Origin of the sequence: Diaphorobacter limosus (assembly GCF_033100095.1) — a bacterium.
GTDB classification, from domain to species: Bacteria; Pseudomonadota; Gammaproteobacteria; order Burkholderiales; family Burkholderiaceae_C; genus Alicycliphilus; species Alicycliphilus limosus.
Window position 1 is genome coordinate 3,117,319 of record NZ_CP136921.1, and the last position, 13,251, is coordinate 3,130,569.

18 protein-coding genes are annotated in these 13,251 nt (G+C 65.6%); 14 read left to right on the top strand and 4 right to left on the bottom strand.

Annotation, left to right across the window (positions count from 1 at the left end):
* Nucleotides 1-20: 20 nt before the first annotated feature.
* The 3 genes from P4826_RS14890 to ubiA all read left to right on the top strand — a co-directional run bounded on the left by P4826_RS14890 (nucleotide 21) and on the right by ubiA (nucleotide 2,557).
* Nucleotides 21-986 (top strand): LysR substrate-binding domain-containing protein, encoded by a 966-nt coding sequence (locus P4826_RS14890; protein ID WP_317701161.1) that lies wholly within the window; start codon nucleotides 21-23, stop codon nucleotides 984-986.
* Between the two features lie 99 nt (nucleotides 987-1,085).
* Nucleotides 1,086-1,625, top strand: coding sequence for a Dps family protein (locus tag P4826_RS14895; protein WP_013723143.1), 540 nt, complete (start codon nucleotides 1,086-1,088; stop codon nucleotides 1,623-1,625).
* Between the two features lie 59 nt (nucleotides 1,626-1,684).
* The gene (ubiA, locus tag P4826_RS14900; RefSeq protein WP_317701162.1) at nucleotides 1,685-2,557 is read left to right on the top strand and encodes a 4-hydroxybenzoate octaprenyltransferase; all 873 of its coding nucleotides are present in this window, start codon (nucleotides 1,685-1,687) and stop codon (nucleotides 2,555-2,557) included.
* Between the two features lie 79 nt (nucleotides 2,558-2,636).
* Here the strand turns inward: ubiA and P4826_RS14905 are convergent, their stop codons facing one another.
* The 4 genes from P4826_RS14905 to P4826_RS14920 all read right to left on the bottom strand — a co-directional run bounded on the left by P4826_RS14905 (nucleotide 2,637) and on the right by P4826_RS14920 (nucleotide 7,204).
* Nucleotides 2,637-3,569 (bottom strand): CotH kinase family protein, encoded by a 933-nt coding sequence (locus tag P4826_RS14905; protein ID WP_317701163.1) that lies wholly within the window; start codon nucleotides 3,567-3,569, stop codon nucleotides 2,637-2,639.
* 314 nt (nucleotides 3,570-3,883) lie between these two features.
* Nucleotides 3,884-4,720, bottom strand: a complete 837-nt coding sequence (proC, locus tag P4826_RS14910) for a pyrroline-5-carboxylate reductase (protein WP_317701164.1) — start codon at nucleotides 4,718-4,720, stop codon at nucleotides 3,884-3,886.
* 157 nt (nucleotides 4,721-4,877) lie between these two features.
* Entirely contained in the window at nucleotides 4,878-6,374 is a 1,497-nt protein-coding gene (glpK, locus tag P4826_RS14915; protein WP_317701165.1) for a glycerol kinase GlpK, read from the bottom strand.
* A 62-nt stretch (nucleotides 6,375-6,436) separates the two neighbouring features.
* Nucleotides 6,437-7,204: a DeoR/GlpR family DNA-binding transcription regulator gene (locus tag P4826_RS14920; RefSeq protein WP_317701166.1), complete on the bottom strand. Its 768-nt coding sequence runs from the start codon at nucleotides 7,202-7,204 to the stop codon at nucleotides 6,437-6,439.
* Nucleotides 7,205-7,331: 127 nt separating this feature from the next.
* Between P4826_RS14920 and P4826_RS14925 the strand changes: the two genes are divergently transcribed.
* The 11 genes from P4826_RS14925 (at nucleotide 7,332) to rplO (ending at nucleotide 13,234) form a co-directional block, all read left to right on the top strand.
* Nucleotides 7,332-8,930: a glycerol-3-phosphate dehydrogenase/oxidase gene (locus tag P4826_RS14925; protein ID WP_317701167.1), complete on the top strand. Its 1,599-nt coding sequence runs from the start codon at nucleotides 7,332-7,334 to the stop codon at nucleotides 8,928-8,930.
* Nucleotides 8,931-9,138: 208 nt separating this feature from the next.
* Nucleotides 9,139-9,507 carry a 50S ribosomal protein L14 gene (gene rplN / locus P4826_RS14930; protein ID WP_047350286.1) on the top strand — a complete coding sequence of 123 codons (369 nt, stop codon included), beginning with the start codon at nucleotides 9,139-9,141 and terminating at the stop codon, nucleotides 9,505-9,507.
* 10 nt (nucleotides 9,508-9,517) lie between these two features.
* The gene (gene rplX, locus P4826_RS14935) at nucleotides 9,518-9,838 is read left to right on the top strand and encodes a 50S ribosomal protein L24 (RefSeq protein WP_317701168.1); all 321 of its coding nucleotides are present in this window, start codon (nucleotides 9,518-9,520) and stop codon (nucleotides 9,836-9,838) included.
* Between the two features lie 10 nt (nucleotides 9,839-9,848).
* A complete protein-coding gene (gene rplE / locus P4826_RS14940; protein WP_317701169.1) occupies nucleotides 9,849-10,388 on the top strand; it encodes a 50S ribosomal protein L5 in 540 nt (179 codons plus the stop codon).
* Between the two features lie 9 nt (nucleotides 10,389-10,397).
* The gene (gene rpsN, locus P4826_RS14945) at nucleotides 10,398-10,703 is read left to right on the top strand and encodes a 30S ribosomal protein S14 (protein ID WP_166067736.1); all 306 of its coding nucleotides are present in this window, start codon (nucleotides 10,398-10,400) and stop codon (nucleotides 10,701-10,703) included.
* A 21-nt stretch (nucleotides 10,704-10,724) separates the two neighbouring features.
* Complete coding sequence (rpsH, locus tag P4826_RS14950) at nucleotides 10,725-11,120, top strand: 30S ribosomal protein S8 (protein WP_317701170.1); 396 nt, start codon at nucleotides 10,725-10,727, stop codon at nucleotides 11,118-11,120.
* A gap of 27 nt (nucleotides 11,121-11,147) precedes the next feature.
* Nucleotides 11,148-11,681 carry a 50S ribosomal protein L6 gene (gene rplF / locus P4826_RS14955; RefSeq protein WP_317701171.1) on the top strand — a complete coding sequence of 178 codons (534 nt, stop codon included), beginning with the start codon at nucleotides 11,148-11,150 and terminating at the stop codon, nucleotides 11,679-11,681.
* Between the two features lie 11 nt (nucleotides 11,682-11,692).
* Nucleotides 11,693-12,058, top strand: a complete 366-nt coding sequence (rplR, locus tag P4826_RS14960; RefSeq protein WP_317701172.1) for a 50S ribosomal protein L18 — start codon at nucleotides 11,693-11,695, stop codon at nucleotides 12,056-12,058.
* Between the two features lie 15 nt (nucleotides 12,059-12,073).
* Nucleotides 12,074-12,595 (top strand): 30S ribosomal protein S5, encoded by a 522-nt coding sequence (gene rpsE / locus P4826_RS14965; RefSeq protein WP_317701173.1) that lies wholly within the window; start codon nucleotides 12,074-12,076, stop codon nucleotides 12,593-12,595.
* Between the two features lie 14 nt (nucleotides 12,596-12,609).
* Nucleotides 12,610-12,792: a 50S ribosomal protein L30 gene (gene rpmD / locus P4826_RS14970; RefSeq protein WP_317701174.1), complete on the top strand. Its 183-nt coding sequence runs from the start codon at nucleotides 12,610-12,612 to the stop codon at nucleotides 12,790-12,792.
* A 10-nt stretch (nucleotides 12,793-12,802) separates the two neighbouring features.
* A complete protein-coding gene (rplO, locus tag P4826_RS14975; RefSeq protein ID WP_317703770.1) occupies nucleotides 12,803-13,234 on the top strand; it encodes a 50S ribosomal protein L15 in 432 nt (143 codons plus the stop codon).
* Nucleotides 13,235-13,251 lie beyond the last annotated feature (17 nt).

Sequence of the window (13,251 nt, forward strand, 5' to 3'; positions counted from 1 at the left end):
TCTTTCGCTATTGCCACGAGATGACTCTTACCGAACTCAAATACATCGTCGCCGTCGCCCGTGAAAAGCATTTTGGCCGCGCGGCCGAGGCCTGCTATGTCTCGCAGCCCACGCTGTCGGTGGCGGTGAAGAAGCTCGAGGACGAGCTGGAGGTCAAGCTGTTCGAGCGCAGCGCGGGCGATGTCTCGGTGACGCCGCTGGGCGAGGAGATCGTGCGCCAGGCGCAAAGCGTGCTGGAGCAGGCCGCCGAGATCAAGGAGATCGCCAAGCGCGGCAAGGACCCGCTGGCCGGCGCGCTGACCCTGGGCGTGATTTACACCATAGGCCCCTATCTGCTGCCCGACCTGGTGCGCCACGCGATCGCGCTCACGCCGCAGATGCCGCTGATGCTGCAGGAGAACTTCACCGTCAAGCTGCTGGAGATGCTGCGCACCGGCGAGATCGACTGCGCCATCCTTGCCGAGCCCTTTCCCGACACGGGCCTGGCCATCGCGCCGCTGTACGACGAGCCCTTTCTGGCGGCCGTGCCATCCAGCCACCCGCTGGCCGAGCGCAAGAACGTGTCGGCCCTGGAGCTGAAGAACGAGACCATGTTGCTGCTGGGCGCGGGCCACTGCTTTCGCGACCATGTGCTGGAGGTCTGCCCCGAGTTCGCGCGCTTTGCCAGCAATGCCGAGGGCATACGCCGCACCTTCGAGGGCAGCTCGCTGGAGACCATCAAGCACATGGTCTCGGCCGGCATGGGCGTGACCCTGGTGCCGCGCCTGTCGGTGCCGCGCGACGCGCTGCACACCGGCGTGCGCCGGCGCAAGAGCGACGACGCGCATATCCGCTACCTGCCCATCAAGGAGAGCGACGGCAGCGCCCCGCCCATGCGCCGCGTGGTGCTGGCCTGGCGCCGCAGCTTCACGCGCTACGAGGCCATCGCCGCGCTGCGCAACGCCATCTACGCCTGCGAGCTGCCGGGGGTCAAGCGCCTGAGCTGAAGCGGGCCGCGTTGGCTATGCCCGCAATTGCCACAAGTCATGGTGCGGCAGCCCTGCTGCGCTACAGTCTTTATCAAGTCAACCGAAGGAGAAAGCACCATGGCCAAAGCCGCAAAAACCAGCAAGACCGTGAAGACGCCCGCTTCCGCCCAGGGCATTGCCGCCCCGGGCATCCGCATCGGCATCAGCGACAAGGACAGAGCCGCCATTGCCCAGGGCCTGTCGCGCCTGCTGGCCGACACCTACACGCTGTACCTGACCACGCACAACTTCCACTGGAACGTGACCGGCACCATGTTCAACACGCTGCACACCATGTTCATGGAGCAGTACACCGAGCTGTGGAATGCCGTTGACCCGATCGCCGAGCGCATACGCGCGCTGGGCCATGTGGCGCCGGGCTCGTACGCGGCGTTTGGCAAGCTGTCGTCGCTGGACGACGTACCCGCCGATCCGCCCAAGGCGCTGGAGATGGTGCGCATCCTGGTGCTGGGCCACGAGGCCGTGGCACGCACCGCGCGCGAGCTCTTTCCCCTGGCCGACAAGGCCTGCGACGAGCCCACCGCCGACCTGCTCACCCAGCGCATGACGGTGCATGAGCAGACGGCCTGGATGCTGCGCTCTTTGCTAGAAGATTAATAGCGTTTTACGCTTTGTACACAAGGGCTTCGGCCCTTTTTTATTTGAAGACTCCGTTCATGACCGCCACGCCGCCGCGCTCCAGGCTCTCGCTCTACCTGGATCTGATCCGCTTCAACCGCCCGGCCGGCTGGCTGGTGCTGGTCTGGCCCACGCTGGTGGCGCTGTGGGTGGCGGCGGGCGGCTTTCCGGGGTGGCATCTGCTGACCGTGTTCGTCGCCGGAACGGTGCTCATGCGCAGCGCCGGCTGCTGCATCAACGACATTGCCGACCGCGGCTTTGACCGCCATGTGAAGCGCACGCAGGCGCGCCCCATCACCAGCGGCCTGGTCAGCGTGACCGAGGCGGCCCTGCTGGGCGCGGCGCTGGCGCTGGTGGCCCTGGCCCTGGTGCTGACCACGCGCTGGCAGGCCGTGGCCTGGTCGGTGCCGGCGGTGGTCTTCACCATCCTGTATCCGTTCACCAAGCGCTTCTTTGCCATGCCGCAGGCGTTTCTGGGCATTGCCTTCAACTTTGGCATCGTGATCGCCTTTGCCGCGGTGACGGGCGGCGTGCCGGGCCAGGCCTGGGTGCTGTGGCTGGCGAACATGTTCCTGGTGCTGGCCTACGACACCGAGTACGCCATGGTGGACCGTGACGACGACCTGCTGATCGGCATGAAGACCTCGGCCATCACGCTGGGGCGCTTTGATGTGGCCGCCATCATGCTGTTCTTCGTGGCCTGCCTGGCACTGACGGCGGCGGTGCTGGTGCCCTTGCGGCTGGGCTGGCCGCTGTGGCTGGGCCTGGGCCTGGCGGCGGCCCAGGTGCTGTGGCATTACCGGCTGATCCGCACGCGCACGCGCGCGGGCTGCTTTGTCGCCTTCAGCAAGAGCCACTGGATTGGCGCGGCCATCTTTGCCGGCGTGGCCCTGGGGTTCGCGCTGCGCTGAAGGCGTTCAGCAGGGCGTGGCGCCGGGCATGTTCAGGCAGATGGCGCCGTCCACGGTCTGGCCGTCGAAGCTGGTGCTGTCAAAGGCGTTGCTGCGGTTGCCGTCGGCGTCGCTGGCGGTCACACGCACCAGGTATTGCCCGGCGGGCAGCGCCCCCAGGTTCAGCAGCGTGCGGCCCGAGACCGGCGCGGGTTGCAGCGCCAGGGTGCCGTCGGCAAAGGCCGCCCAGCGGCTGGTACAGGCCGAAGTTCTGGTTCACCGTGTCCCAGTTGCCCAGCAGGATGGCGCTGGCCAGCCAGGCCAGGTAGTTGTTGCGGTCGAAGTGGCGGTTGAAGCTGGTCGCAAACGGCGTGCCATCGTCGGCCAGCGCCTTCACCGTCTGCACGATGGCGCCATGGTTGCCGGAATCGTTCTCGATCTCCAGCAGTTCTTCAAAGCCCGGCCCGGCCTTGCCGTCGGCCAGCGTCTGCAATCGCGCGTCCGGGTTGAAGTTGAACGCGGCGACCTTGTAGACGTTGGAGCCGGCGACCCAGCCGCGGCGCTCCAGGTAGCTCTTGCCGCCCAGCTTTTCGATATGGGTGAACAGGCCCATGGGTTGCGCGCCGGCACCCGTGCCCGCGCCCGCGTCGTAGCGGATCTCGACGAACTGCGTGCGCAGGCTTTGGTGGTAGGGCACCTGGCGCATCAGGTCGAAGGCCAGCTTGTTGCGCACGCGGGTCAGGTCGTAGGGGTGCTTGTTCAGGTTCAGCGTGTCCTCGCCCTGCCAGTCCGCACCCTTGTCGAACTTGACGCGGTAGGACTTGAGCGTGGCCAGGCGCGTGCTGCTGCCGGGCAGGCGCATCTTGGCGGCGGCGCCCTTGAGCAGGCCGTCGCCGCTTGTGGCCAGCACCTTGATCTCGGGCTCGCAGTCGTCGGCCTTGTTCTCGTCCAGGTTTACCGTGTCCAGCGTGACCATGCCGCCGGGGTAGCTCGGTGGCGGGCTGGCCAGCTGCGCGCAGGTGTTCTTGTCCACCAAATACAGGCCAGCGCCGGAGACGGGGGTGCTCTGGTAGCGCAGGTCCAGCGTCAGCAGCTGGGGCGCCGCATACGGGTAGAGGCCCTGGGCCTGCGGCAGGTCGCCGGGGCCGGGGGTGAATGGGGCCTGGCTTTGCGGCGGTTGTGGCTGGGGCTGCGGTGCGGGCGCCGTCGGCGGAGTTTCATAGCCGCCACCGCCGCAGGACGACAGGGCCAGGCAGGCGCCCAGCAGGGACAGGCGGAACCAGGGACGGGTGAGATGGGGTATGGGCTGTACCTGCGGGCGGCGTGGCGCGGCGATGGCTATGTGTTTCAGTTGGTGGCGCCGAACTCGTCGCCCAGCTCGCGCGCCCGGTGCTCGGCCGCGTCGAGCGCACGCATGAAGCGCTGGGCCATGTCGTCGGCTTCCATGGACTCTATGGCCGCATGCGTGGTGCCGCCCTTGCTGGTCACGCGCTGGCGCAGCACGGCCGGCGGTTCGTCCGAGCGGCGCGCCAGCTCGGAGGCGCCGGCGAACGTGGCCACGGCCAGCTGGTGCGCCTGCTCGCGCGTCAGGCCCATGTCTTCGCCGGCATCGGTCATGGCCTCCAGAAAGTAGAACACGTAGGCCGGGCCCGATCCCGACAGGGCGGTGACGGCGTCCAGCAGCGACTCCTGCTCCAGCCACAGCCAGGCGCCGGTGGTGGCCACCACCTGCTCGACCAGCGTGCGCTCATCCGCAGTGACGGCGGCGCGTGCATACAGGCCGGTCATGCCCTGGGCGATCAGCGCCGGGGTGTTGGGCATGGCGCGCACGATGCGCTCGCTGGAGAGCCATTGCGCAATGCTGCCGGAACGAATGCCGGCGGCCACGCTCAGGTGCAGCGCGCCCTGGGTGTGCGCCGCCGCCTGCTGCGCGGCATCCTTGAAGGTCTGCGGCTTGACGGCCCAAACCACCAGGGCAGCACGCGCCAGCGCCGCCGTGGCCGTGGGCTGGGCGCTGACGCCGAAACCTTGCAGCAGCGCGGCGCGCGCCGGCTCGAAGGGCTCGACGACCTCGATTTGGCTGGCGGGCAGGCCTTGCTGGATCAGGCCGCCGATGATGGCGCTGGCCATGTTGCCGCCGCCGATGAAGGCGATGGGGGGAAGGGGCTGGTGGCTGTGGCTCATGGGATGGGCGTGCAGAAAGGGCGTGGGGCGCCATTGTGCACTGGTGTCCTGTCCCAAAAACAATAGCTGTTTGCGCTTGCCAGTATTCAGTTACAGGCTGTTCTTGCCTGAAATCAAGGTCCACCAAGCGGGAGCAGCTATGTTTTTTATCTCGCCCTCAGGCTGGCAGCACGGCCTGGGCCACGGCATGCTCCCAGCGCGCCATCAGCGCCTGGGCCTGCTCGCGCGCCAGCGTGGGCATGAAGCGGCGCTCGGCCTGCCACAGCGTGGTCAGCTCGTCCTGACCGGCGTACACGCCGCTGGCCAGGCCCGCCAGGTAGGCCGCGCCCAGGGCGGTGGTTTCGACCACGGCCGGGCGCACCACGGGAATGCCCAGCAGGTCGGCCTGGAACTGCATCAGCAGGTCGTTGACGCAGGCACCGCCGTCCACGCGCAGTTCGCTCACCGGGGCGCCGCCGTTGGCCACGGCGTCGCGGCTCATGGCCGACAGCAGCGCGGCGCTTTGGTAGGCAATCGATTCGAGCGCGGCGCGCGCAATGTGCGCCAGCGTGCTGCCGCGCGTCAGGCCGGTGATGGTGCCGCGCGCGTCCGGGTTCCAGTAGGGCGCGCCCAGGCCGGTGAAGGCCGGCACCAGCATCACGCCGCCCGAGTCGGGTACGCTCTCGGCCAGCGCCTGCACTTCGCTGCTGGCGCGAATCGCTTGCAAGCCGTCGCGCAGCCACTGCACCACGGCGCCGCCGACGAAGACGCTGCCCTCCAGCGCGTACTGCGTGGCGCTGCTGGGCTGCGCCGCGCTGGTGGTGAGCAGGCCGTTGCGGCTGGTCTGGAAGTTGGCGCCGGTGTGCATCAGCATGAAGCAGCCGGTGCCGTAGGTGTTCTTGGCCATGCCGGCCTTGAAGCAGGCCTGGCCGAACAGCGCGCTTTGCTGGTCGCCGGCCACGCCGCCAATCGGTATGGCGGCGCCTAGCAGCCCAGCGTCGCTGGCGCCGAAGTCGCCGCTGGACGGCAGCACCTCGGGCAGCAGCGAGCGCGGGATATTCAGGAGCGCCAGCAGCTCGTCGTCCCACTGGTTGCTGCGCACGTTGAACAGCATGGTGCGGCTGGCGTTGCTCACGTCCGTCACGTGGCGGCGCCCGCCGGTCAGCTGCCAGATGAGCCAGCTGTCGACCGTGCCAAAGGCCAGCTCGCCGCGCTCGGCCTGGGCGCGTGCGCCGGGCACGTTATCGAGCAGCCACTGCAGCTTGGTGGCCGAGAAGTAGGCGTCGACCAGCAGGCCGGTCTTGGCCTGGATGGTGGCCTCCAGCCCCTGGCTGCGCAGCTGCGCGCAGCTCGGTTCGCCGCGCCGGTCTTGCCAGACGATGGCGTGGTGCAGCGGCGCGCCGGTGGCGCGGTTCCACAGCACGGTGGTTTCGCGCTGGTTGGTGATGCCCAGGGCGCGTATATCGGCCGCGCCTATGCCTGCCTGGCGCAGCGCCTGCTGCGCCGTGGCCAGCTGGGTGCGCCAGATTTCCATCGGGTCATGCTCCACCCAGCCGGGCTGGGGATAGATCTGAGGCAGCTCTTGCTGGGCCTGCGCCACGATGCGCCCGCGCGGGTCGAAGACGATGCTGCGCGAACTGGAGGTGCCTTGGTCTAGGGCGAGCAGGTAGGTCATGGTTGGGCGGTGAGTGGTGAGTGGTGAGTGGTGAATGTCGCTAAACGCCTGGCGCACCACGCTCAACCGTCGGCAATGGTGCATTGCACCTGGGCCTCTTGCAGCAGGGCGGGGAAGGGCTCGGGCGGCGGCGCGTCGGTGAACAGGCGGTCGATCTGCGCCAGCCGGGCCAGCTGCACCATGGCCGGGCGGTTGAACTTGCTGTGGTCGGCGGCCAGCCAGACCTCGCGCGCCTGGGCGATGATGGTCTGCGCCACCTTCACCTCGCGCAGGTCGAAGTCGCGCAGCGTGCCGTCGCTCTCTATGCCGGAGATGCCTATGAGGGCGATGTCCACGCGGAACTGGCGGATGAAGTCCACCGCCGCTTCGCCCACGATGGCGCGGTCGCGCGCACGCACCACGCCGCCGGCAACGATCACCTCGCAGTCCGGGTTGGCGCACAGAATGGCGGCGACGTTCAGGTTGTTGGTGATCACGCGCAGTCCACGGTGCTGCATCAGGGCGCGCGCAATGGCCTCGGTGGTGGTGCCTATGTTCAGGATCAGCGAGCAGCCGTTGGGCACCTGCGCCGCCACGGCACGCGCGATGCGTGCCTTGCCCTCGGCATGCAGGCTCTCGCGCTGGGTATGGGCCAGGTTCTCGACGGTGGAGCCCGGCAGCCGCGCGCCGCCGTGAAAGCGGGTCAGCAAACCCTCCTCGGTCAGGCGCTGCACGTCGCGACGCACGGTCTGCAGGGTCACGCCCAGGGCCTCGGCCAGCTGCTCCACGCTGGCGCTGTGATGCTGGCGCACATGAGCGAGCAGCTGGAGTTGGCGGGGGTTGTGGTTCACGGCGGTGGCTCGCGGCGGCAGGGGATTCACAGTGTCACATAAGAAGAAATATAATCAAAAACGAATTTAAACGAAAATATTCGAACCATTGCGGCAATGCCTGGGCGCCGCCAACTGAAAGCCGGATATGAACACTGCAAACCAAGACCAGCCCCTGGGCACTGACCGTGCCCAGCTGCTGGCGCGCCTGGCCCAGCCCCATACCTACGATCTGGCGGTGGTCGGCGGCGGCGCCACCGGACTGGGCGTGGCGCTGGACGCGGCGGCGCGCGGCTTTTCGGTGGTGTTGCTGGAGTCGCACGACTTTGCCAAGGGCACCTCGTCGCGCGCCACTAAATTGGTGCACGGCGGCGTGCGCTATCTGGCGCAGGGCAACATCGCGCTGGTGCGCGAGGCGCTGCACGAGCGCACCACGCTCTTGCATAACGCGCCGCACCTGGCGCAGCCGCTGGCCTTCGTCATGCCCTCGTACAAGCTGTGGGAGACGCCGTTCTACGGCGTCGGCCTGAAGATGTATGACGCGCTGGCGGGCCAGGCTGGCCTGGGCTCGACGCAATTCCTCGGGCGCATGGAAACACTGCGCTGCCTGCCCACGGCGCGCGCTGACGGGCTCAAGGGCGGCGTCAAGTACTGGGACGGCCAGTTTGACGATGCCCGCCTGGCGCTGGCGCTGGCGCGCACGGCGGCGCTCAAGGGTGCGTTGCTGGTCAACTATTGCCCGGTGCGCGGCCTGCTGCACGAGGGTGGCAAGCTGGCTGGCCTGGTCTGCGAGGATGCTGAAAGCGGCCAGCGCTTTGAGCTGCAGGCCCGCGCCGTGGTCAACGCCACCGGCGTCTGGGTGGACGAGTTGCGCCAGCAGGACGGCCAGGCCATGGGCAAGCCGGTGCGCCCCATGGTCGCGCCCAGCCAGGGCGTGCACATCGTCGTCGATCGCGATTTTCTGCCCTCAGACCACGCGTTGCTGGTGCCCAAGACGGCAGACGGTCGCGTGCTGTTTGCCGTGCCCTGGCTCGGCAAACTCATCCTGGGGACGACGGACAGCCCGCGCAAGGATCTGGCGCGTGAGCCGTTGGCCTTCAAGGAAGAGGTGGATTTCATCCTTGGCGAATCGGCCAAGTACCTGCGCCGCGCACCCGGGGCGCAGGACGTGCGCAGCATCTGGGTTGGCCTGCGCCCGCTCGTCAAGCCGCAGGATGAAGAGGGTGGCAACACCAAGGCCATCAGCCGCGAGCACACGGTGCTGGCGAGCAAGAGCGGCCTGGTCACCGTGACGGGCGGCAAATGGACCACCTACCGGGCCATGGCCGAGGATGTGTTGCAAAAATGCTTCGACGCGGGACTGCTGCCGGCGCGTGCGGCTGGCGTGACCAACCTGTTGCGCATGGTGGGCACGCCGGCGCAGCCGCCACACCAGCGCATCTGCGACGCCCAGGGTTTGCATTCCTATGGCAGCGAGGCTGCGGCCGTCAGGCAGCTGCCCGGTGCGGAACAATGGCTGGCCGAGGGGCTGAGTGAAGCCATGGTGCGCTTTGCTGCGCGTTTTGAGTACGCCCGCACCGTGGAGGATATGTTGGCGCGGCGCAGCCGCATGCTGTTCCTGGATGCGCGCCTGGCCGCCGAGCTGGCACCACGCGTGGCGGCCATCCTGCAGGAAGAGCTGGGCCGTGATCCACGGCTGGCGGAGTTCCTGGCCCTGGCGCAGCAGTACCAGCAACTGCCGACCTGAGCATTTGGCCGCCAGTTGTTGACTTTGATTTCCAGCTGGGTCATAATCCAAAGCTTCGCGTGAAAAGCGCGAGGTTTCTGCCCAGTGGAAGCGCTGCGAAATGGTTCGCGGCGTGGACGACGGGCCCAAGACTGACTGGCTGCCTGGCGGCCCTTGAGAAGGACTCTGGGGCTGTCGGGATGTGCTGGTGCAAGTTGGGAATATTGAAATGATCCAAACAGAATCTCGGTTAGACGTTGCCGACAATACCGGCGCGAAGTCCGTCCTGTGCATCAAGGTGCTGGGTGGTTCCAAGCGTCGCTATGCAAGCGTTGGCGACATCATCAAGGTGAGCGTGAAGGAAGCTGCTCCGCGTGGTCGCGTCAAAAAAGGCGAGATCTACAGTGCTGTGGTCGTTCGTACGGCCAAGGGCATTCGCCGCGGCGACGGTTCGCTCGTCAAATTCGATGGCAACGCGGCAGTGTTGCTGAATGCAAAGCTGGAGCCCATCGGCACCCGCATCTTCGGCCCCGTGACGCGTGAGCTGCGTACCGAGCGTTTCATGAAGATCGTGTCCCTGGCTCCCGAAGTTCTCTGAAGGACGCACCATGAACAAGATCCGCAAGGGCGACGAGGTCATCGTGCTCGCCGGCCGCGACAAGGGCAAGCGTGGCACGGTCACGCTGCGCAAGGATGACTCCCATCTGGTCATCGAAGGCATCAACCTGGTCAAAAAGCATGTCAAGCCGAACCCCATGAAGGGTACCAACGGCGGCATCGTGGAAAAGGCCATGCCGATTCATCAGTCCAACGTGGCCATCTTCAATGCCGCTACCGGCAAGGCTGATCGCGTGGGCATCAAGGTGCAGGCCGACGGTACGCGTGTGCGCGTGTTCAAGTCCAGCGGCGCCGAAATCAAGGCCGCCTAAGGAGTAGCACATGGCACGACTGCAAAAAATCTATCGCGAAAAGATCGCGGCCGAACTCAAGGAAAAGTTTGGCTACAAGTCGATCATGGAAGTTCCGCGCCTGACCAAGATCACCCTGAATATGGGCGTGAGCGAGGCTGTGGCCGACAAGAAGATCATGGACAACGCCGTTGCCGATCTGACCAAGATCGCCGGCCAGAAGCCCGTGGTGACCAAGGCCAAGAAGGCCATCGCCGGTTTCAAGATCCGCGAAGGCCAGGCCATCGGCTGCATGGTGACCCTGCGTGGCGCGCAGATGTATGAGTTCCTGGATCGTTTCGTGACCGTGGCCCTGCCGCGTGTGCGTGACTTCCGTGGTATCTCCGGCCGCGCCTTCGATGGCCGTGGCAACTACAACATCGGCGTCAAAGAGCAGATCATTTTCCCTGAGATCGAGTACGACAAGGTGGATGCCTTGCGTGGCCTCAACATCAGCATCACCACGACGGCCAAGACCGACGCAGAAGCCAAGGCGCTTCTGACCGGCTTCCGTTTCCCGTTCAAGAACTAAAGGCAGCGTATGGCTAAAGTAGCTTTGATCCAGCGCGAACTCAAGCGCGAAAAACTGGCCGCCAAGTACGCCGCCAAGTACGCGGAACTGAAGGCGATTGCCGGCGATGCCAAGCGCAGCGACGAAGAGCGCGACGCTGCACGCCTGGGGCTGCAGAAGTTGCCCCGCAACGCCAACCCCACGCGTCAACGCAACCGCTGCGAAATCACCGGTCGTCCCCGTGGCACCTTCCGTCAATTCGGTCTGGGCCGCGCCAAGATCCGTGAACTGGCATTCGCCGGTGACATCCCCGGTGTCACCAAGGCCAGCTGGTAAGCGAAGCAGGAGAGATACAACATGAGCATGAGTGATCCCATCGCTGACTTGCTGACCCGCATCCGCAATGCGCAAATGGTGTCCAAGGCCACCGTTTCGGTGCCTTCTTCCAAGGTGAAGATTGCCATCGCACAGGTGCTGAAGGACGAGGGTTACATCGACGGCTTCGAAGTCAAGACCGAAGCCGGCAAGTCCGAGCTGCAAATCGCCCTGAAGTACTACGCCGGTCGCCCCGTGATCGAGCGCATCGAGCGCGTCAGCCGTCCCGGCCTGCGCGTGTACAAGGGTCGCGATTCCATTCCGCAAGTCATGAACGGCCTGGGTGTGGCGATTGTCACCACGCCCAAGGGTGTGATGACCGATCGCAAGGCGCGCGCTACCGGTGTCGGCGGCGAAGTGCTTTGCTACGTCGCTTAAGCGCGGGCATGAAGGAGAAATACTGAAATGTCTCGCGTAGCAAAATCCCCGGTGACCATCCCCGCAGGCGTGGATGTGTCCATCAAGGAAGATCAGATCAGTGTCAAGGGTGCAGGCGGCTCGCTGTCGCTGGCACAGAATGCACTGGTGAAGGTCTCTAGCAATGAAGGCAAGCTGAGCTTCGAGCCCGTCAATGACTCGCGTGAAGCCAATGCCATGAGCGGTACCGTGCGCCAGTTGGTGAACAACATGGTGCTGGGCGTCAGCAAGGGCTTCGAAAAGAAGCTGACGCTGATCGGCGTGGGCTTCAAGGCGGCAGCCTCCGGCTCCAAGCTGAATCTGAACGTGGGTTTCTCGCACCCCGTCAACTTTGACATGCCCGCCGGCATCACCGTGGCCACCCCCACGCCGACAGAAATCGTGATCAAGGGTGCGAATCGCCAGGTGGTGGGCCAGCTGGCCGCCGAGATCCGCGCCGTTCGTCCTCCCGAGCCCTACAAGGGCAAGGGCATCCGTTATGCGGATGAGAAGGTCGTGATCAAAGAGACCAAGAAGAAGTAAGGAGCTGCAATATGTTGACCAAGAAAGAGCAGCGTCTTCGTCGTGCCCGTCAGACACGTATCCGCATTGCACAGCAAGGCGTCGCGCGTCTGTCGGTGAACCGTACCAACCTCCACATCTACGCCAGCGTGATTTCTGGCTGCGGCACCAAGGTGCTGGCATCGGCCTCGACGGCCGAAGCAGAAGTGCGTGCCCAGCTCGGCGCCGCCGGCAAGGGTGGCAACGTGGCCGCCGCCACGCTGATCGGCAAGCGCATTGCCGAGAAGGCCAAGGCTGCCGGTGTTGAGAAGGTTGCGTTTGACCGCGCGGGTTTTGCCTACCACGGTCGCGTCAAGGCCCTGGCCGACGCAGCCCGTGAAGCAGGTCTGCAGTTCTAAGCGGAGCGGATAAAAATGGCTAAATTTACCCCCAAGGTGCAAGACGAAGGTCGTGACGACGGTCTGCGCGAAAAAATGATCGCGGTCAACCGCGTGACCAAGGTCGTGAAGGGCGGTCGTATCCTCGGCTTCGCTGCACTGACCGTGGTTGGCGACGGTGACGGCCGCGTTGGCATGGGCAAGGGCAAGTCCAAGGAAGTGCCCGCTGCCGTGCAGAAGGCCATGGAAGAGGCCCGCCGCAACATGGTGAAGGTGTCGCTGAAGAACGGCACCATCTTCCATAACGTGATGGGTCACCACGGCGCCGCCGTGGTGCAGATGGCGCCGGCTCCCAAGGGTACCGGCATCATCGCCGGCGGCCCGATGCGCGCCGTGTTCGAGGTGATGGGCATTACCGATATCGTGGCCAAGAGCCACGGTTCGTCCAACCCCTACAACATGGTTCGTGCAACGTTCGATGCCTTGACCAATTCCACAACGCCGGCCGAAGTGGCCGCCAAGCGTGGCAAGACGGTCGAAGACCTCTTCGCTGCCTGATAGGGAGGCGACCAATGACAACGCAACAAACCATCAAGATTCAGCTGGTGCGCAGCCCGATTGGCACCAAGGAATCGCACCGCGCCACCGTGCGTGGCCTGGGTCTTCGCAAGCTCAACAGCGTCAGCGAACTCAAGGACACACCCGAGGTGCGCGGCATGATCAACAAGATCAGCTATCTGGTCAAAATCCTCTGAAAGGTTGATGATGGAACTCAATAGCATCAAGCCTGCAGCGGGTGCCAAGCACGCCAAGCGCCGTGTCGGCCGTGGCATCGGCTCCGGCCTGGGCAAGACCGCCGGTCGCGGTCACAAGGGCCAGAAGTCGCGTTCCGGCGGCTACCACAAGGTGGGCTTCGAAGGCGGCCAAATGCCTTTGCAGCGCCGTCTGCCCAAGCGCGGTTTCAAGTCGCACCTGCTGAAGTTCAACGCCGAGATTTCTCTGACGGCCCTGAACAATCTCGGCCTGGCCGAGGTTGACGTGCTGGCACTGAAGCAGGCTGGCCTGGTCAGCGAGCTGGCCAAGGTCGTGAAGGTCATCAAGAGTGGCGAGATCTCCACGGCCGTGAAGCTGTCGGGCGTCGTCGCGACCGCCGGTGCCAAGGCTGCCATCGAGGCCGCCGGTGGCAGCCTGGCCTGATTTGGTTCTGAAGAAAG

Excerpts from the sequence above, each read along its gene's own strand:
- rpmD (WP_317701174.1), top strand. The coding sequence starts at position 12,610 with ATGACAACGCAACAAACCATCAAGATTCAGCTGGTGCGCAGCCCGATT.
- rplE (WP_317701169.1), top strand. The coding sequence starts at position 9,849 with ATGGCACGACTGCAAAAAATCTATCGCGAAAAGATCGCGGCCGAACTC.
- P4826_RS14925 (WP_317701167.1), top strand. The coding sequence starts at position 7,332 with ATGAACACTGCAAACCAAGACCAGCCCCTGGGCACTGACCGTGCCCAG.
- rplX (WP_317701168.1), top strand. The coding sequence starts at position 9,518 with ATGAACAAGATCCGCAAGGGCGACGAGGTCATCGTGCTCGCCGGCCGC.
- glpK (WP_317701165.1), bottom strand. The coding sequence starts at position 6,374 with ATGACCTACCTGCTCGCCCTAGACCAAGGCACCTCCAGTTCGCGCAGC.
- P4826_RS14890 (WP_317701161.1), top strand. The coding sequence starts at position 21 with ATGACTCTTACCGAACTCAAATACATCGTCGCCGTCGCCCGTGAAAAG.
- rpsH (WP_317701170.1), top strand. The coding sequence starts at position 10,725 with ATGAGCATGAGTGATCCCATCGCTGACTTGCTGACCCGCATCCGCAAT.
- rpsN (WP_166067736.1), top strand. The coding sequence starts at position 10,398 with ATGGCTAAAGTAGCTTTGATCCAGCGCGAACTCAAGCGCGAAAAACTG.
- rplR (WP_317701172.1), top strand. The coding sequence starts at position 11,693 with ATGTTGACCAAGAAAGAGCAGCGTCTTCGTCGTGCCCGTCAGACACGT.
- proC (WP_317701164.1), bottom strand. The coding sequence starts at position 4,720 with ATGAGCCACAGCCACCAGCCCCTTCCCCCCATCGCCTTCATCGGCGGC.
- rplN (WP_047350286.1), top strand. The coding sequence starts at position 9,139 with ATGATCCAAACAGAATCTCGGTTAGACGTTGCCGACAATACCGGCGCG.
- ubiA (WP_317701162.1), top strand. The coding sequence starts at position 1,685 with ATGACCGCCACGCCGCCGCGCTCCAGGCTCTCGCTCTACCTGGATCTG.
- rpsE (WP_317701173.1), top strand. The coding sequence starts at position 12,074 with ATGGCTAAATTTACCCCCAAGGTGCAAGACGAAGGTCGTGACGACGGT.
- rplF (WP_317701171.1), top strand. The coding sequence starts at position 11,148 with ATGTCTCGCGTAGCAAAATCCCCGGTGACCATCCCCGCAGGCGTGGAT.
- P4826_RS14895 (WP_013723143.1), top strand. The coding sequence starts at position 1,086 with ATGGCCAAAGCCGCAAAAACCAGCAAGACCGTGAAGACGCCCGCTTCC.
- rplO (WP_317703770.1), top strand. The coding sequence starts at position 12,803 with ATGGAACTCAATAGCATCAAGCCTGCAGCGGGTGCCAAGCACGCCAAG.